The following is a 15,686-nucleotide window of genomic DNA, read 5'->3' on the forward strand; positions in this document are numbered from 1 at the left end:
TCTACACCGGCTATGCCACTGAAGTCGTCGCTCCGGTGGAGCCTCTACGACCGCGCGCTCGCACTCCTTCCCTTCCTGCTCGGACTGGCGATCCTGGGGGCCGGCGTCTGGCTGGGCGCTGGCGCCTACCTGAACGAACTCCTCTTCGGCGATCCGTCCGACGCTGGCTCGCCGGCCAGTCCCGTGCTGGTCGGCGTGGGCGTCGTGCTCGGCCTCCTCGTCTGGCAGATCGGTCGGTCCGCCGTGCGCCACCACGCGATGCACTCCGCCATCGACGGCCGCATCGACGAACAGGTCGACGAGGAACGGATCGCCAGCGCCGCGGCGACGAAGGTCGACGATCGCATCGCGGACGTCGAGAACGACGTCGAACAGGTCAGCCGGAAGACGACCGACCTCGAACAGCGAGTTCGCGGCGACGAGCTCGGTAACGACGAACTGGATCCCAGCCCCGACGCCGCGCGGACCGGCGGCGCCGAACCGGCGGGCGCTGGGGCCGCGAGTGACGCGAGCTCCGGGGCAGCCACCGACGCGACTGGTGCCGACGACGCGGCTGCCACGGACGCGGCTGCCGACGGCACGGCTGCCACCGACGCAGCAGCCACCGACGCAGACGCAGGAGGCGACGACGCCACCGCCTCGACTGGGTCTACGACGGAATCCGCTCCCGACGCGAACGACGCCGGTCAGGAGCAGGCAGCTTCCGGGGCCGACGATACCGCTGCCGACGACGATCGCGACGCGGCGACGAGCGCGAACGAGGCGTCCACGGACGACGTCGCCGACAGTGACGACGACGAAGACGACGCTGGCGACGACGGCTTCGAGTGGGAGGGCGATGACGACGACGGCGAGTACTACCGAAACAGCTGATTGACGATCGGTCGAGACGGCTGATTTTTCGACGGCTTCACTCGCGCCTACGCCTCGACGATCTCGTCGGCCTCGATCTCGGGAACGGCGAGCTCGCCGTCCAGTGCGAGTGTGGCGTCGCCGCCGACGCGGACCGTCTCGCCCGCGCGAACGTGAACGCGTCCGGGCCGATCGACGTAGTGGCCCTGTTCGACGATCAGCTCCTCGGGCAGGTCGCCGTCGAAAGCGCCCACGTGTCGGAGAAACGCCCCGGTCGCGCCTGCTGCGGTCCCCGTCACCGGATCCTCGGTGACGCCAGCACCCGGTGCGAACGCTCGTGCGTGGACGTGCGCGTCGCGTTCGAGCGTGTCGAACGTGAACGGATAGATTCCGACCGCATCGACCTCGTCGGCGATCGCGGACACTGCGTCGAGGTCGGGGTCGGCGTCGCCGAGCTGTGAGAGGAATGCGACGGGCACGAGCAGCCAGGGGAGCCCCGTCGAGGCGACGGCCAGTGGGAGTTCGGTTTCGAGGTCGGTGACCGCGGAGGGGCGGAGTCCGAGCGCTGCGGCGAGCCGGTCGCGGTCGAGGTCGACCCGTCGGATCGAGGGATCGTCCTGGGTCATCCAGACGGCGCCGTCGTCCTCGACCGTAACCTCGAGGACGCCGACGGGCGTCTCGACTTCGACCGTCCCCGGGTCGAGCTCGTCGATCGCCGCGAGGCCGGCGAAGGTCCCGATCGTGGCGTGGCCACAGAGGTCGACCGACTGGGCGGGCGTGAAGTACTGGATCCGGTAGTCGGCGACGTCGCTCGGCGCGAGAAAGGCGGTCTCGCTCACGGACAGCTCGCGGGCGATCGCCTGTCGTTGCGGTTCGGAGAGTTCGCCGGCGTCGGGGACGACACCCGCTGCGTTGCCCGACAGGGGCTCGTCCGTGAACGCGTCGACCAGGAGCGTGCGAACGGTCTGCATACGCCCGGCGACGAGCGCCTGACACAAGACGTTGCGGGAACCGCGATCGCGAGGTCGGCGGCGAGCGCGCGATCCGGGGTGATCCAGTTCACCACGCCGCGAAGGCACTCGCCACGTCGGGACTGTTTAGGAGCCGCGCACCGGATCCTGCCCATGGACGAACTAGCAGGGATCTACGCCCGGTCGGTGCCGCCCCTCGAAGCGACGGTGCAACTCGGCGTCGCGAGCGGCAAGCTCATTCAGTGTTCGTTTCCGGAGCAAGCCGACGAGAACGCCGTCGACGACCACGAGCTCCTGGATCGGATCGAGGCATACGCGAGCGGCGAGACCGAGGACGACTTCCGGGACGTCGAGATCGCGCTGACGGTTCCCACCGACCAGCGAACGGTGCTCCAGACGCTGCGGACCGTCCCCTACGGCGAGTCGACCAGCGTCGATTCGCTCGTCCGTCGGACTCCGGGCCTCGATCCCGACGGCGACGACGCTCCGGAGACCGTCCGGAGTGCGCTCGCGAACAATCCCATTCCGCTCGTCCTTCCCGACCACCGCGTGACGGGCGGCTACGGGGCGACGCCAGGGCCGGTTCGCAGCCGTCTCAGGGCGATCGAGAACATCGACTAACCGGCAGTTGACTGGCCGTGCGGCGCGAAATTTGCCAGCGAGCGCGGGCGGCGCTACTGGTCGAGTTCGAACGCGACGGTGACCTCTGCCTGGTACTCCCGGCCCGAAACGGAAGCGACCTCGACGCCGAGCTCCTCGACCTCCGCCCAGTGGATGTTGTCGAGCGTGTTCTCCGCTCGATCGAGCGCGTCGTCCGCGGCGGCGTCGAAGCTATCGGGGCTGGTGCCGATCAGGGTGATCTTCTTGAATACCATGGAACCGATACGTCGTCCGGCGTCCAAATAAAAGCTCCCCGGAATCGCCGGCGCCTCGCGGCGGCGCCGAACGCGGACGTGGGCGGTAGCCATCGAACGTCCCCGTCGACTGCAGGCACCGTACGCCGGCGTCGACAGCAGGCATCGAACGTCCCCGTCGACCGCAGGCACCGTACGCCAGCGTCGAACGCGGGCATCGAACGTCCCCGTCGACCGCAAGCACCGTACGCCGGCGTCGAACGTGGCATCCGACATTGACGCGCTACCGGCCCCGGAGCGTCTCGTCGTGGTAGCGGAAGCCGGCGTCCCGGAAGAGCTGGCGAGCGGTCTCGGCGTCGAGATTGCCGTTCTCACCCGGGAACGGGCCGGTGACGCTCTCGCCGTCCCACTCCAGTTCCTCAGAGACGTAGGCGGTCTGGTGGAGTGGCGTCTCCGTCGCGGTCGCGACCCCGTCGAAGACGGTCTCGACGATCGCGTCGCGGTCGATCAGCCGGCCGAGTGCGGAGCGGAATGTGTAGTTCGAGAGCGGATACCGCCGGGCGTTGATCCCGATCATGTAGTAGTCCGGCGTCGGCGATTCGATGACCCGGACGTCGTCGCGGTTTCGCGCGTCCGGAACGTCTTCGACGGGGAGCGTGCCGTCGAGGACGTGGACGGAGCCCTCCGCGATGTCCTCGAGGACGACGCCGATGTTCGGCGCGCCTTCAGCCTCGAACCGTTCGTAGGTGGGACCGCCGGAGAAGGGCTGGAGCGGCTCCGCGAGGTCGGAGGTCGTCCGGAGGAAGTGGTCCTCGAACCGCCGGAAGGTGACGGAGTTGTTGGCGTTCGCGCTCTCGAAGCGCAGCGGCCCACTCCCGACCGGTGACTCGACGGAGGCCGTCAACGCCTTCGTGAAGTACTCGTGTTCCAGCGACGAGCGCTTCTCCCACTTCGCTTTCGGGAGGATGGGGACCGTCAGCGCGGACGGAGCGAGCGGGTCCCGCGTCGGATCGATGTCGATCTCGACGGTCGTCTGGTCGACCGTCCGGGCGTCCTGGACGAGGCTCGTCTGCTGGCGAAACCGCGGCGCGGGGACTGGCGAGTCGGTGTTGCCGAGCGCGGTATCGGCACAGAACCGGTATGTGAACGCGATGTCCTCGGCGGTGAGTGGCGTGCCGTCGTGCCAGGAGAGGTTCGGGCGGAGATCGACCGTGGCGATGTTCGTGTCCGAGATCGAGAAATCGCGGGCGAGCCACGGCACGTAGTCTCCGTCGATCCAGCGGACGAGCGGGTCGTAGAGCAGGTCCGTCAACCGGTCGTGGAGTCGATACTCTGCGGCGAGCACGTTCCGATTCTCGGTGACGTTTGGGCGCTGGAGACCGACGTTGAGCGTCTCCAGGCTGCCGTTTGTCCCCTCGATCGTGAGATACGCCAGCGACGACGCGAACCCGACAGCGCCGTCGAAGGAGACGTCCGGCGAGACGGCGGCCACGTGTGGCCTGGACACCACCGTGAGGAACGGCTGTTGATCGAGGAGCTGGCGCTGGAGCTGCTCGACGATCTCGGTTCGATCGTCGACCGTCACGTCGTCCTGTGTCAGTTCGTCCGTCGATTCGGCGCCTGGCGCGCCGCCGTCCGACGACCCGGTCCCCGAGGAGCCGCTGGTCGCGGACTGACTGCCGCTGGCCGCCTGGTCGCCCGCCGAGGCGCCGTCTGGCGAACCGTCCGCGGTCTGATCGCCCTCTCCCAGCTCGACGCCACCTGGTGGCAGTCGCTGGGCCCGGAGGAGCTCGTCGCTGCGCGAGGAGGCGAAGCCGAAGGGGTTCTGGAGGCCGAGCTCGGGCCCGAACTGGGAGTGGAGGAGCGCACGGAGCTCGTCGGGATCGCGGTGGCCTGGCATCTTCGTGACGAACAGATCGTAGTCGTGATTGAGGAAGGCGTCACGGAGGAGCTGCACCTCGTCCAGCAGTTCGTGGGAGGCGTCGATGCCGACGGCGTCGAGGTTGTTTTGGAGGCGCTGGCCGATCAGGACGGCGCTCGGGTCCCTGTCCGCGGGGACGGTCTTCACGCTGAGCGAGATCTGCTCGGCGGCGTCGTACGTGATCTGTGAGCGGATCTCGGAGAAGCAGCCCGCGGCCGCAGCGGCGGCACCGGTCCCGACTGCAGTGAGGAGGGATCGGCGGGACAGGCTCGTGGAGGGCATCGGTTCGGGAATACGCAGGAACGCATTTAGGTGTTGGTGATCGCAGCCGCTCCCGCGTGCGGTTCGTGGCCGGCAAGCGGGGCGTTCCGGGGGCGCCGCGATGGACGATCGACGCCGATCGACGGCTCAGGTCGGGCCGGCGGGCCCCGGGGGTGCGCGGACGACCTCGTACTCCTCGCCGTCGATCGCGATGATCGCCCACTCGTCGGCCTCGCTGCCGTCGAGCTCTCGACGGAGTCGTCCGGCGCGGTCGCTGGAGGTCACGTAGCAGTGCAGTCCGTCGCAATCGGGCTCGGCGCCACCGTCCGTCGCCGTCACGCGGACGACTTTCCAGTCGCGTTCGGCTCGGAACTCGGCACCCTCGCCCACGAGGGTGTAGCCCAGGTCGTCGAAGATCGATCGCGCTCGGGTCGTCAGGGAGGGGGATGCGCTCGCCATCCATGTGAACTGTGGGCACACGACATCCTAAATCTTCGCGTACGACGGTCGTCGAAGCGGTTTTCGCACCGCTCGGGAGTTGATTTCCGTCGAATCGGGCGCTGGAATCGGGACCGCCGGTCACTCGTGAGCGGCGTCCCACTCGGTCGGCTTTCGCTGATTGCCGCAATCCCGGCACTCGATCCGCCCCATCGTGTCCATCATCGCGTCGAGTCCGTCACAGGCGCCACAGAACCAGCCGTAGCGCCGCTCGCGATCACGATCTCGAAATGCGACGAAGAACGGACCGCGAGACCCCCGGTCGCCCTCGTCGGTGGCGACGTAGAGCGTCTCGCCCTCGGAATCGGTGACCGTCTCCATGTTCGGTCGGAGGGGAACCCGCGCAAAAACGCTTGCCGTCCGGTGACGATGTGACGCGCACAATCCACCGGCACCGACGCTCTCTCGACGACCCACCGCGCCGCAGCCGCCGATTCAGGACGACGCTCGACGACACGATCCACCGGAGTTTCGTGCGATTCGATAGGCGTCACCGGGTGGGACTGAGCAGAATCTTTGATTCTGCGAAGGTCGGAAGAGCTTGCTCTTCCCGGACTGGAAGGGGCCGACCGGTCGCCGCTGGTACCGAAGTAAGGACCGCAGCCGACCAGCAGGGAGGCGAGGACCGCAGCGAGGTAGCTGCGGCGAGCGGGAGGGGGCTTCCAAGTGCTTCGCTGTCGCGGGCACAGTCACGATGCAAGCAACGACCACGACGGGGCGAACTACTCATTCCAGCCGCGCTTCGAGTTCGGAGAGAATCGCCACCGTCGCCGGCCGATGCAACGGCTCGTTCCGATTGCCACACTGTACGTCCATCAGGCAGGCCGGGCAGCCCCGAACGCCGTCGCAGCCACAGTCGGTGACGTGTTCGCGGGTCCGCGCCACGAGCGAATCGGCGTTGTCGTAGATCCCGCGAGCGTAGCCGATGCCGCCGTCGACGGCGTCGTGGATGAACCACGTCGGCACGCCGGTCTCGGGATGGGGGTCGATGCTCAGCCCGCCGATCTCGGAGCTGTCGAGCCGGAGTTCGAGCGGAGCGAGTTCGATCATCGCGTGCTCGGCGCCGTGGAGCCCGCCGAGGAACGTGTACTGGCGCTGGCCCTTCCCGTACTGGGCCGGCTCCGTCAGGAGGTCGTCGGCGGGCACGTCCGCAAGCGCGGTCTCGCGGAGGCTCTTCGGCGCCTCGACCCAGGTGAGCTGCGTGCGGAGCTCGATCGGCCCCAGCCCCGTCTCGCGGACGTCGCCGATCAGATCGCCGCTCTGGACGTCCCGGCGCTCGTAGTGGGCGTAGTGGATGCTGACGGTGCCGATCCCGAACTTCAGGTGCCAGCCGTCGCCGAGATCACGGGACGCTCGCGGCTCGACGTCGGTGACGGACTTCGTCGAGTGGGTCTTCGTGTAGACCTCCTCGTCGATCGCCTGGAGCGTCACCCAGGGCTGTGGGGCGTCCTCCTCGAACTCGACGACCTCGAACTCGGTGCCGTCGTGGAGCACGACGGCGCCGGGGTGGTACTCCCGGTACGCCCGGTCGCGTCCGATCGGGGCGATGTCCAGGTCGTCTTCGTCGTCGGCGCTCCGGATCTGGAACGTCTCCGAGTCGGTCGCGTACATCGAGATATCGGCTTCCGGGCGCGGCGGGCCGTCGTACTGGACGGAGCGATCGAGACTGCCGACGAGGAGGCCCGCTTCTCGCCACATAGCCACGGCGCGGTCGAGCCGGTCGTCGGCGCTCGGACCGTCCTCGTCGCCGCCCGCCTCACCCTCCGGCACCGCGGCGGCACCGAACCACCGCTCGTCGTCGCGATCGATCGGGCGCTCCGAGGCGGCGGCGAGCAGGTGCCGCGCGTAGACGGCGTCGTTGCCGAGGTCGATCACCGCGTCTTCGACGTCGTCCTCGAAGAGGAACTCGGGGTGGTCGAGGACGTACTGGTCGATGGCGTCGGCGCGGCCGACCAGCACCGAGAGCGCGTCGTCGGTTCCACGGCCCGAGCGCCCGAGGCGCTGCCAGAAGGACTGTCTGGAGCCCGGATAGCCCGAGAGCACGGTGGCGTCGACGCTGCCGACGTCGATGCCGAGTTCGAGCGCGCTCGTCGAGATCACGGCGTCGAGATCGCCGGACTGCAGTCGCTCCTCGGTCCGACGTCGCGTCTGCTTGCCGTGGCCGGCGTGGTAGGGGGATACGGAGACGTAGCCGCCGACCGCTCCGCCGTCCGCCCCGTTGCTCGAACCACTGTTGGCGGGGTGATCGCTGGCCTCGCGCTCGACCGTCTTCGCGGTCAGCTCCGTGCCCTGCCGGGAGCGTGAGAAGGCCAGCGTCTGGACGCCGTGGCGTCCGAGATGCGCGACGATCTCGCCGGTCGCGGCGCCGGCGCGCTTCACCGCGCCGAGATACTCGTCCATGCTGTAGCCCTCGTCGAGATCGTCCTCCAGTGGCGGTTTCCAGAACGCGATCTCGCGACGGCCGTGCGGACTCCCGTCCGTATCGACCACCGCGTGTTCCTCGCCGGTCAGCCGGTGGGCGTGCTCGGCGGGGTTGCCGATCGTCGCCGACGTGCAGACGATCCGCGGATCGGCGTCGTAGACGTCGAGGATCCGGCGGAGCCGTCGGAGCACCCAGGCAACGTGCATCCCGTGGATTCCGGAGGCGGCGTGGGCCTCGTCGATCGCCAGCAGCGCGCAGTTGCCGAAACACTCCCGCCACTGCGTGTGGTGAGCGAGGTAGACGTTGAGCCCGGCGGCGTTGGTCATGACGACGTCGGCGCTCTCGCGGATCTCGGGCCGACGGTGGTCGGGCGTGTCCCCGTCGTAGACCGCGACCTCCAGATCGAACCCGAGTCGGTCGTAGAGCTCCACGATGGATGCTCGCTGGTCGCGGGCGAGGGCCTTCGTCGGGTAGCAGACGATCGCCCGGGCGTCGGGATCCGCTCGCTTTCTAATCGCGAAGTAGAGCGCGTAGACCAGCGTCTTGCCGGAGGCCGTCGGCGTCGCGACGGCGACGTTCTCGCCCTCGCGAAGTCGGTCGATCGCGTCGGCCTGGTGGGCGTAGAGGTCGTGACCGAGCCGGTCGGCGAGGTCGTCGGGGAGCACGTCGCTCGCTGGAACGGTATCGGCGGCTTCGGCGGGCTGACTCTGCGTGTGGACGATCTGGTCGTCGTAGGAGGGAAACTGCTCGCGGAGGTGGTCGGGATCGAGCACGTCGGCGTGCTCGCTCCAGCCGCCGTCGGTGGCCGTGGTCCCGGCCTCCCCCACTCCGTCGTCCGTGGCGCGGCCACCGGACGAGTCGTCGCTCATCCGAAATCACCGAGGCTACCCTGTGTGGTCTCGGGCGAAACCTCGCGGTCCCGGGGCTCGCCCGCTACGCGATCCGCGGCCGCGATGGCGTCGTAGACGCCAGCGAGCGCTCGGACGTCGGCCTCGCAGTAGGCCTCGAGGCGCTCCCACTCCGGTTCGTTTTCGGGCACTGGGTGATCCATCCACGATCGATAGATGCGAGCGACCTCCGCGCCGGAGAGTGGTGTACCATCGGCCCGGCCCGCAGGATCAACGGGATCGACGTCCAGCGCTTCCGCCACGTCCTCCAGCCGGTTCGTCCGCCCGGGCAGGACGGCGTTCCCCGCTCGTACCGCCCACGAGTAGGGGTCGAACGTCCAGGCGTCGGCCCAGTGCTCGCCGAACCGAGGGCAGTGGCGGTCGATCAGCTCCGCGAGCACTGGAAAGTCGAAGGAATCGCCGTTGTAGGCGACGATCGGGCGATCCGGCGCGTTCTCGGCGTTTCGGGCGTGGCCGGCGAGCCAGGTACAGAAGTCCGCGAGCGCGGTAGCGGGATCGTCCGGATCGATGGCGAGGAAGGACCGATACGGCGTTTCGGCCTCGCGATCCAGCACGCCGATCAGCCAGACGACCGACGGCGAGAGGCCGTCGGTCTCGATGTCGACGAAGATCGGTTCGGGACCGGGCAGGCGCTCGTCGGAGGTGCGGCGAACGCGGCCGTTCTGGAACGCCCTGGCCCGATCGACGAGCCTCGAGGCTGTAGAGCGAGCGAGCCCGTCCCGGTCGGCGAGCGTCGCGACGTCGGCGGTCGCCAGCGCGTCCCGATCCGGGTAGCCAGCGTCCCGGAGCGTCCGCGCTCGCTGCTCTCCCACGCCGTCGATCGCCCGGAGGCCCAGTGAGTCCCGTCGGTACGTGGTCGTCGCAACCGCGCCGTCCGTACCGAGTTCCAGGCACGGCACCGTCGTTTCCGTGCCGGCGGTTCCACTCGTCGGGGCGCCGTCGATCTGCCCCGGCGCGGCTCCCCGGACCGTCAGCCCCTCCCAGTCGCCGTAGTAGCCCGTCGGAAGTCCCGTCGAGAGGTGAGTGTACGAGCCCCGGAGCGAGTCCCCGGCGTCCCCTTTGCTGCTCACTTCTCCGCGCCTGATCGCGTCGCGATAGTCCTCGAGCCCCACCCGAACCGTCGCGAGTTCGGTGGGCCGAACGGAGAGTTCGAGGTGATCGGTCAGAACGTAGGTCTCGGTGGCGTCGTCGATCGCGCCGTCGGATTCTAGTTCGGGGAGTGACGCGAGCGCCGACGTCGACTCGGGGACCACCACCGAAATCTCGCCGAGCCGGTGAACGGACAACTCGCTGGCTCCCGAATCGTCACTGTTCGCGTCCGTTCCCGGCGTGATCACTGGCCGGTCGCACTCGGCGAGCGTCGAGCGGAGGCGAACCCGCGCTCCGGGGCTCGTCGCGACGATCGCGTGGGGATCGGTCGCCGCGATCGCGTCCCGTAGCTGGACGGTCGTCAGCTCCGCGAGGGCGTCGGAATCGACCACTGACACGCGACCGGACTGCATCTACGGCGACCGGACGTGCTGGGCGGGGAAAAGTTGCTCGTGGCGGGCGGTGTCGAGCACGCTCGAGAGTCGCCGACCTCTCACTCTCCCTCTCTCCTCGATCGCCACTCCTGTCGCAATCGCGTACCGCGTCAGAACACACAAAAATTTGCAACATTTTCAGTAAATATTTATCTCAACGGCGGAAACGTTCCAGGTGTAGGCATGCTTTCGCCCCCAGAAGCGCCACGTGCCGACGGCCCGAGTTGCACTCCGACGCCGATTACCGGCCACTATTTTGTGGATCGCTATCTCGTGGCGCTCGCATCGATACTGGCTGGCTGCGGTCTCGCGCTCTGGTCCGCTCTCACGCTTCCCGGGATCAGGACGATTGCGATCCAAGATTCGCTTCCAGCGGGCACGACGTTCGAGGACGCCCTCGAACGCATTCGAAATCGTCAGGAGTTCGTCTACGATCAGAGCGCATCGTACCCCGAGCAGTTCGGCCAGACCGTCTGGGCGTATCTGACGTGGGAGCCACTGTTCGCGGTGCTCGTTGGCTGCGGACTACTTGCTGTCGGGCTACAGCTTCGTTCCGGTCGGTAGTCCCAGTCGACAGAACTGCTATACTGCCGTCGACCGCGCGTTTTTCAGCGACCGTCACATAGTACCTTGCATGTCCGAAACCGCTCCCGACGAACTCCCACAGACCGATGCCGAGTGGCGCGAAATTCTCTCCGAGGAGGAGTACCACGTCCTCCGCGAGGCCGGCACCGAGCCCGCCGGCTCCGGCATCTACGACGACCACTGGGAGGACGGAATCTACCGCTGTGCGGGCTGTGGCACCGTCCTCTTCGAGAGCGACGCGAAGTTCGACCACCACTGCGGCTGGCCGAGCTTCTACGAGGCCGTCGCCGAGGACCGCGTCGAGTACCGGGAGGACACCAGCCACGGGATGGTCCGGACGGAGGTCGTCTGCGCGACCTGTGAGGGGCACCTCGGTCACGTCTTCGACGACGGCCCCGAGCCGACGGGCGAGCGGTTCTGCATCAACTCCGTCTCACTGGAGTTCGAGGCCGAATAATCGGGTCCGAGCTTCTGGCGGCGTTTTCTCATGCGAGATCGATAGCTCGACAGCCACCACTGGCCGCTTGGATACCGGGAGATCGGAGATCTCCCGACGCCGTCGATCGTAGATCGACGAGCCCTGGCTCGCTGGTGCTCGCCAGGACGCCGCGGGCGTGGCCCGCGACAGCCCCCTCCCGCTCGCGTCTGCTGACTCGCTGTGGTCCTCGGCTCGCTGTCGCTCGCCTGCGGTCCTTACACCGACAGACTCGCTCTGCTTGCCTGTCGAGGTTCGCCTCGCGTTACTCGGCTCACCGTCGTCAGAAGACGCGAGCGGTCACCGGGAGACCGAAGGTCTCCCGAGCAGACGGACGTAGTCCGTCAACGGCCCCTTCCATTCCCACCCAATTTCGCCTGTCGGCTGGGCTGGTACCCCGGTGGAACGTGCCACGGAGCGTCGCGGCGGGGCTCCACCGGCGTTCGGCGGCTGGTCAGTCCGATACGACCGAACTATATTCGGGCGTCGGAAATTTGCAGCCATGGAATCCGAACGCGTCGTCGACTCGCACAGCCTCACCGGCGAGGGTCCGATCTGGCACCCCGACGAGAACGTCCTCTACTGGCTCGATGTCCCCGACGGCGAGCTGTTCCGCTACGATCCCGAGGCCGGCGAGAACGAGCTCGTCTACGACGACCCCGCCGCCATCGGCGGCTACACGATCCAGCCCGACGGCTCGCTCCTCCTGTTCGAGGACCGCGGGCGCGTCGAGCAGTTCGACGACGGGGACATCGAGGTCGTGATCGAGGAGATTCCGCGGGAGACGGAGACGCGGTTCAACGACGTGATCGCCGATCCCGAGGGCCGCGTCTTCGCGGGCACGATGCCCACCGAGGAGCGCGGCGGGAACCTCTACCGTCTCGACACCGACGGCGAACTGGAACGCGTCGTCGAGGACCTCGCGATCCCCAACGGCATGGGGTTCACGCCCGATCTCGAGCGGATGTACTTCGCGGAGTCCGACGCCCGGCTCGTCCACTGCTTCGACTACGACCGCGCGACCGGTGGGATCGAGGAACTCGACCCCTTCCTCGAAGTCGACGGGCCGGAGGTCCCCGACGGCCTCACCGTCGACGCCGAGGGCGACGTCTGGATCGCGTTCTGGGACGGTGAGCGCGTGGCCCGGTACGATCCCGACGGCGTCGAGCAGGAGCGCGTCGAGTTCCCCGCGAAGAAGGTCTCCTGTATCACGTTCGGCGGCGAAGACTACACCGACGCCTACGTCACGACCGCGCTCGGCGAGGGCGACACCGGCCGCGACGTGGAGGGCGACGGCGCCGGCTCGCTGTTCCGGTTCGATCCCGGCGTCAGCGGCGTCGAGGAGTTCCGCTCCCGAATCGAGCTGTAGCAAAACGACGGAACTGCGGATTTCTGGGGTCTCAGGGCAACCGTTCGACCGCTGCCGCGAGTTCGTCCTCCGTCTCCCACCGCACCACCCGCCCGTCCCGTTCGAGCACGTCCACGAACTGCGCCGGGAGCGCGTCGAACTGCTCGTGCTCGGCGGCCTCGGTCGGGTACTCCCGCTTGCACACGTGGACCTTCGGTCGGTAGTCCGGTCCCGACACGACGCCGAACTCCCACTCGTGGCTGCCGGCGGTGTCCTCGAGGACCGGGACGATCGCGTCCGCGCGATCGGCGAGAATACGGAACTTCGTCGGCCAGAACTCCCAGGCCTCGGGCACGTCCTTCATCAGGTAGGCGAAGGCGCCGTCGCGGTCGTTCAGCTGGGCCTTCACGGCCTCGAGCCGGCGCTCCTTCGGGCCGTCGTCGTACCGTCCGAGGACGAAATACGTCACGTCGGCCTGGAGGATGCCGCGAAAGACGTCGCCGAAGACGGCGCGCTTGATGGCCTGGTACTCCTCGGGCGTGAGCGTCTCCTTCGCGGAGAGCTCTCTGGTCTCCTCGAAGACGCTCGCGAGATCCGAATCGTCGGCCATCGGTCTATCCCGTGCCTGCGCAGCGGTGGGTAATAATTCCGCCGCGTTCCGATAGACGATCGTCGAAGGAGGGTTCGTCGGCGTCTCGGTTTCTCAATGCGGTTCGTCCGCTGTCGTCGATCGGAGCGGCCGGTATCGACTCGTTCCGAACCGTATCGGTCTCCACCCACACAGTTATTGTGCGTCGGCCCGTTGTGTCGCACATGGCAACGCTCGATCCCAGCGCCGGCGACAGCGCCGAGGGCTTCGACACCTGGAAGGCGATGCAGGTCGTCACCCAGGAGACCCGCGCGAGCATCGTCGCGGACCTCGTCGGTCACCCGGAGGGAATGGCCTCCGTCCCCGAACTCGACTACGTCAACCCCGACGTCCACCGCAGCGCGATCAGCGAGCACCTCGACGCGCTCCAGGAAGCGGGTATCGTCGGCAGGACCGAGATCCCCGTGGGCGAACGCTCCCGCGACCTGCCCTACGTCTTCTACTACGTCACCGAGGAGGCGCGGGCCTTCTTCGACCAGAACGGGATCTACGATCCGGAGACCTGGAGCGACCAGTACGCGAAGATCGAGAAGACCGACGCGATTCGGCGGATCGAGGCGATGGAGCGGCCGAGCCGGGAGTAGCTGTGGCTGCGGCGAACTGACTTGTAGCTGCCAGATCAAGGCCACCTATGGTCGTTTCCCTGGCGATGGGCTGGCGGCATCTGCTGTTCGAGAGCTGGCGGGTCGATGCTTCTCTGCTGGACGCACACCTCCCGGAAGCCCTGTCGCCCGACGTATTCGACGGGTCGGCCTGGCTCTCGGTCGTGCCGTTCACCAACGTCGCCGTTCGACCGGCGGGCCTCCCGCGATCGCTGGGGATTCGCCTTCCCGAACTCAATCTCCGGACCTACGTTACCCACGACGGCGAGCCGGCCACCTACTTCTTCAGTCTCGACGCGCAGGGACTTGCGAGCGTGCTCGGAGCTCGCCTGTTTCAGCACCTCCCGTACTTCTACGCGCGAATCTCGCTGACGGGCGCCGACGGTCGGATCGCCTTCCGGAGCCGTCGCTGGCATCCGGGCGCTCGCCCGGCCCGGTACGAGGGGACGTACCAGCCGTCCGGCGAGTCGTTTTCCGCCCCCGAAGATTCGCTCGCATCCTTTCTCGTCGAGCGGTATCGGTTCTACACCGAGGCACCCGATGGCACCCTCCGCTACACCGACGTCGATCACGAGCCCTGGACGCTCTATCCCGCTGACGCGGAGATCGAGACGAACACGCTGTTCCGGGCGAACGGATTCGACGTACCGGATGGCGAGCCGGTTCGGTACTACAGTCCGGGGGTCGATGTGATCGCCGGGACGAGTCAGCGGGCGTGAGGGTCCGTCGCGAGAGAGTTACGCTGACTCCGGACACCCTGGGGCGCGGTGCGCCGTCACACGACTACCGAGATTGATCACGAAGAGGATCCGGACGCAGTCCACGCCGTCCTCTGGCACGCCGAGCTCGGCAGGCGTCGTCCGAAGCCATGCGTCATCCGAGTCGACCTTGAAAGCGAACTCGTATTCGTGGCGCTCGTCGGGCCAGTCACTGAAATCGTGTGGCGTTGGTTCGGAAGAGTTCTCCGAGCCCTCGATGGTCCGAGAGCGCGCGAGGATCGTCTCGCCGTCGCGACGGACGGCGAACTGGTAGGCGTGCGTCGTGGAACGGCGGTTGAGCACGCCGATTCGATCGATCGCGACGGGCTGGCTGTCGGATCCACTGTTTTCGAACGTGGAGCACCCGGCTACGCTCGCGAGCGCGAGCGGTCCAGCAGCTCTCAGCACGGCTCGCCGGGAGGGCATGCGAGACGGTTCGAAGGCCCTCGTTAAATTGTCACCGGTCAGTACTGTCGATAAAATTCCCCGCAAGAAGCCACGGCCCGGATTGTGAACCTGAGGAAGACGGTCGGCCTCGCTTCGCTCGGCCGCTGCGACTTCCAGGGTTCAAATCCTCTGATGGCTTCTGCTCGTCACGTCCGTTCCTCGCAGAAAGCCACGGCCCGGATTTGAACCGGGGATGGGCGGCTCTGCAGGCCGCTGCGTTCGGCCGGACTCTGCCACCGTGGCGCAGTTTCAAATCCGAGGCTGGCCGGCTTATGCGTTGCGATGAAAACCACGCGAGGGGATGGGCGGATACTCAGCAGGTGCGTAACGTTCGAGTACTACTTCAACTCGCGTCGGCGGTCGGCTCCTCGACGAACAGCGCGTAGCCGATGCCGCCGGTCGCGGGCACGCTCCCTGCAGCGAGCGCTGTGGACATCGCCAGCGTCGAGACTGCGCCGAGGACGCCGGCGATGGCGACGGGGAGGGCGATCACGGCGAGCAGGAGGTCGTACCGGGAGACCGATCGGTGCACGTGAATGGCCAGCGTCGCGAGCTAATTAAATATTATTACAGCGTGTGCAAGCCGACCCCCTCAGCCCGCTGGTAATTGGT

Annotated in this window: 17 protein-coding genes and 1 tRNA gene; 7 read left to right on the top strand and 11 right to left on the bottom strand. The window is 67.7% G+C overall.

Annotation, left to right across the window (positions count from 1 at the left end; translation table 11 throughout):
• The first annotated feature begins 12 nt into the window (after positions 1–12).
• Positions 13–873 (top strand): hypothetical protein, encoded by an 861-nt coding sequence (locus tag ACZ5KP_RS12270; RefSeq protein WP_460917944.1) that lies wholly within the window; start codon positions 13–15, stop codon positions 871–873.
• Between the two features lie 47 nt (positions 874–920).
• Here ACZ5KP_RS12270 and ACZ5KP_RS12275 read toward each other — a convergent pair whose 3' ends face one another.
• On the bottom strand, positions 921–1,823 hold the full coding sequence (locus tag ACZ5KP_RS12275; protein WP_460917945.1) for a PhzF family phenazine biosynthesis protein: 903 nt from the start codon (positions 1,821–1,823) through the stop codon (positions 921–923).
• 153 nt (positions 1,824–1,976) lie between these two features.
• Here ACZ5KP_RS12275 and ACZ5KP_RS12280 point away from each other — a divergent pair, with 153 nt between their 5' ends.
• Positions 1,977–2,444 carry an MGMT family protein gene (locus ACZ5KP_RS12280; protein ID WP_460917947.1) on the top strand — a complete coding sequence of 156 codons (468 nt, stop codon included), beginning with the start codon at positions 1,977–1,979 and terminating at the stop codon, positions 2,442–2,444.
• A 53-nt stretch (positions 2,445–2,497) separates the two neighbouring features.
• Here ACZ5KP_RS12280 and ACZ5KP_RS12285 read toward each other — a convergent pair whose 3' ends face one another.
• The 6 genes from ACZ5KP_RS12285 to ACZ5KP_RS12310 form a co-directional block, all read right to left on the bottom strand.
• Positions 2,498–2,698 (bottom strand): dodecin, encoded by a 201-nt coding sequence (locus tag ACZ5KP_RS12285; protein WP_460917949.1) that lies wholly within the window; start codon positions 2,696–2,698, stop codon positions 2,498–2,500.
• A gap of 262 nt (positions 2,699–2,960) precedes the next feature.
• Positions 2,961–4,880 (bottom strand): ABC transporter substrate-binding protein, encoded by a 1,920-nt coding sequence (locus ACZ5KP_RS12290; protein WP_460917950.1) that lies wholly within the window; start codon positions 4,878–4,880, stop codon positions 2,961–2,963.
• Positions 4,881–5,006: 126 nt separating this feature from the next.
• Positions 5,007–5,318, bottom strand: coding sequence for a DUF7116 family protein (locus ACZ5KP_RS12295; protein ID WP_460917952.1), 312 nt, complete (start codon positions 5,316–5,318; stop codon positions 5,007–5,009).
• A gap of 120 nt (positions 5,319–5,438) precedes the next feature.
• Positions 5,439–5,678 carry a DUF5816 domain-containing protein gene (locus tag ACZ5KP_RS12300; RefSeq protein WP_460917953.1) on the bottom strand — a complete coding sequence of 80 codons (240 nt, stop codon included), beginning with the start codon at positions 5,676–5,678 and terminating at the stop codon, positions 5,439–5,441.
• A gap of 405 nt (positions 5,679–6,083) precedes the next feature.
• A complete protein-coding gene (locus ACZ5KP_RS12305) occupies positions 6,084–8,648 on the bottom strand; it encodes a DEAD/DEAH box helicase (RefSeq protein ID WP_460917955.1) in 2,565 nt (854 codons plus the stop codon).
• Positions 8,645–10,189 carry a ribonuclease H-like domain-containing protein gene (locus ACZ5KP_RS12310; RefSeq protein WP_460917956.1) on the bottom strand — a complete coding sequence of 515 codons (1,545 nt, stop codon included), beginning with the start codon at positions 10,187–10,189 and terminating at the stop codon, positions 8,645–8,647. Before ACZ5KP_RS12310 ends, ACZ5KP_RS12305 begins: the two co-directional genes overlap by 4 nt.
• Before the next feature lie 294 nt (positions 10,190–10,483).
• Between ACZ5KP_RS12310 and ACZ5KP_RS12315 the strand changes: the two genes are divergently transcribed.
• The 3 genes from ACZ5KP_RS12315 (at position 10,484) to ACZ5KP_RS12325 (ending at position 12,639) form a co-directional block, all read left to right on the top strand.
• Positions 10,484–10,774: a hypothetical protein gene (locus ACZ5KP_RS12315; RefSeq protein ID WP_460917957.1), complete on the top strand. Its 291-nt coding sequence runs from the start codon at positions 10,484–10,486 to the stop codon at positions 10,772–10,774.
• A 70-nt stretch (positions 10,775–10,844) separates the two neighbouring features.
• On the top strand, positions 10,845–11,252 hold the full coding sequence (gene msrB, locus ACZ5KP_RS12320) for a peptide-methionine (R)-S-oxide reductase MsrB (RefSeq protein ID WP_460917958.1): 408 nt from the start codon (positions 10,845–10,847) through the stop codon (positions 11,250–11,252).
• 520 nt (positions 11,253–11,772) lie between these two features.
• On the top strand, positions 11,773–12,639 hold the full coding sequence (locus ACZ5KP_RS12325; RefSeq protein ID WP_460917959.1) for an SMP-30/gluconolactonase/LRE family protein: 867 nt from the start codon (positions 11,773–11,775) through the stop codon (positions 12,637–12,639).
• Between the two features lie 31 nt (positions 12,640–12,670).
• Here ACZ5KP_RS12325 and ACZ5KP_RS12330 read toward each other — a convergent pair whose 3' ends face one another.
• The gene (locus tag ACZ5KP_RS12330; protein WP_460917960.1) at positions 12,671–13,228 is read right to left on the bottom strand and encodes a DUF8170 family protein; all 558 of its coding nucleotides are present in this window, start codon (positions 13,226–13,228) and stop codon (positions 12,671–12,673) included.
• A gap of 203 nt (positions 13,229–13,431) precedes the next feature.
• Between ACZ5KP_RS12330 and ACZ5KP_RS12335 the strand changes: the two genes are divergently transcribed.
• Positions 13,432–13,851 (top strand): winged helix-turn-helix domain-containing protein, encoded by a 420-nt coding sequence (locus ACZ5KP_RS12335; protein ID WP_460917961.1) that lies wholly within the window; start codon positions 13,432–13,434, stop codon positions 13,849–13,851.
• Between the two features lie 47 nt (positions 13,852–13,898).
• The gene (locus ACZ5KP_RS12340; protein ID WP_460917962.1) at positions 13,899–14,588 is read left to right on the top strand and encodes a YqjF family protein; all 690 of its coding nucleotides are present in this window, start codon (positions 13,899–13,901) and stop codon (positions 14,586–14,588) included.
• Between the two features lie 18 nt (positions 14,589–14,606).
• On the opposite strand, the gene ACZ5KP_RS12345 is transcribed toward ACZ5KP_RS12340, so the two are convergent.
• The 3 genes from ACZ5KP_RS12345 to ACZ5KP_RS12355 all read right to left on the bottom strand — a co-directional run bounded on the left by ACZ5KP_RS12345 (position 14,607) and on the right by ACZ5KP_RS12355 (position 15,606).
• Positions 14,607–15,053 carry a hypothetical protein gene (locus ACZ5KP_RS12345; protein ID WP_460917964.1) on the bottom strand — a complete coding sequence of 149 codons (447 nt, stop codon included), beginning with the start codon at positions 15,051–15,053 and terminating at the stop codon, positions 14,607–14,609.
• Between the two features lie 188 nt (positions 15,054–15,241).
• Positions 15,242–15,317: transfer RNA gene (locus ACZ5KP_RS12350), tRNA-Cys, on the bottom strand.
• A 100-nt stretch (positions 15,318–15,417) separates the two neighbouring features.
• Entirely contained in the window at positions 15,418–15,606 is a 189-nt protein-coding gene (locus tag ACZ5KP_RS12355) for a DUF8015 family protein (RefSeq protein WP_460917965.1), read from the bottom strand.
• Positions 15,607–15,686 lie beyond the last annotated feature (80 nt).

It is taken from the genome of Salinarchaeum chitinilyticum, from assembly GCF_055390775.1.

What these genes read in the sequence shown, in the direction of transcription:
- ACZ5KP_RS12270 (WP_460917944.1), top strand. Translation starts at nt 13, where the DNA reads ATGCCACTGAAGTCGTCGCTCCGGTGGAGCCTCTACGACCGCGCGCTC.
- ACZ5KP_RS12275 (WP_460917945.1), bottom strand. Translation starts at nt 1,823, where the DNA reads ATGCAGACCGTTCGCACGCTCCTGGTCGACGCGTTCACGGACGAGCCC.
- ACZ5KP_RS12280 (WP_460917947.1), top strand. Translation starts at nt 1,977, where the DNA reads ATGGACGAACTAGCAGGGATCTACGCCCGGTCGGTGCCGCCCCTCGAA.
- ACZ5KP_RS12285 (WP_460917949.1), bottom strand. Translation starts at nt 2,698, where the DNA reads ATGGTATTCAAGAAGATCACCCTGATCGGCACCAGCCCCGATAGCTTC.
- ACZ5KP_RS12290 (WP_460917950.1), bottom strand. Translation starts at nt 4,880, where the DNA reads ATGCCCTCCACGAGCCTGTCCCGCCGATCCCTCCTCACTGCAGTCGGG.
- ACZ5KP_RS12295 (WP_460917952.1), bottom strand. Translation starts at nt 5,318, where the DNA reads ATGGCGAGCGCATCCCCCTCCCTGACGACCCGAGCGCGATCGATCTTC.
- ACZ5KP_RS12300 (WP_460917953.1), bottom strand. Translation starts at nt 5,678, where the DNA reads ATGGAGACGGTCACCGATTCCGAGGGCGAGACGCTCTACGTCGCCACC.
- ACZ5KP_RS12305 (WP_460917955.1), bottom strand. Translation starts at nt 8,648, where the DNA reads ATGAGCGACGACTCGTCCGGTGGCCGCGCCACGGACGACGGAGTGGGG.
- ACZ5KP_RS12310 (WP_460917956.1), bottom strand. Translation starts at nt 10,189, where the DNA reads ATGCAGTCCGGTCGCGTGTCAGTGGTCGATTCCGACGCCCTCGCGGAG.
- msrB (WP_460917958.1), top strand. Translation starts at nt 10,845, where the DNA reads ATGTCCGAAACCGCTCCCGACGAACTCCCACAGACCGATGCCGAGTGG.
- ACZ5KP_RS12325 (WP_460917959.1), top strand. Translation starts at nt 11,773, where the DNA reads ATGGAATCCGAACGCGTCGTCGACTCGCACAGCCTCACCGGCGAGGGT.
- ACZ5KP_RS12330 (WP_460917960.1), bottom strand. Translation starts at nt 13,228, where the DNA reads ATGGCCGACGATTCGGATCTCGCGAGCGTCTTCGAGGAGACCAGAGAG.
- ACZ5KP_RS12335 (WP_460917961.1), top strand. Translation starts at nt 13,432, where the DNA reads ATGGCAACGCTCGATCCCAGCGCCGGCGACAGCGCCGAGGGCTTCGAC.
- ACZ5KP_RS12340 (WP_460917962.1), top strand. Translation starts at nt 13,899, where the DNA reads ATGGTCGTTTCCCTGGCGATGGGCTGGCGGCATCTGCTGTTCGAGAGC.
- ACZ5KP_RS12345 (WP_460917964.1), bottom strand. Translation starts at nt 15,053, where the DNA reads ATGCCCTCCCGGCGAGCCGTGCTGAGAGCTGCTGGACCGCTCGCGCTC.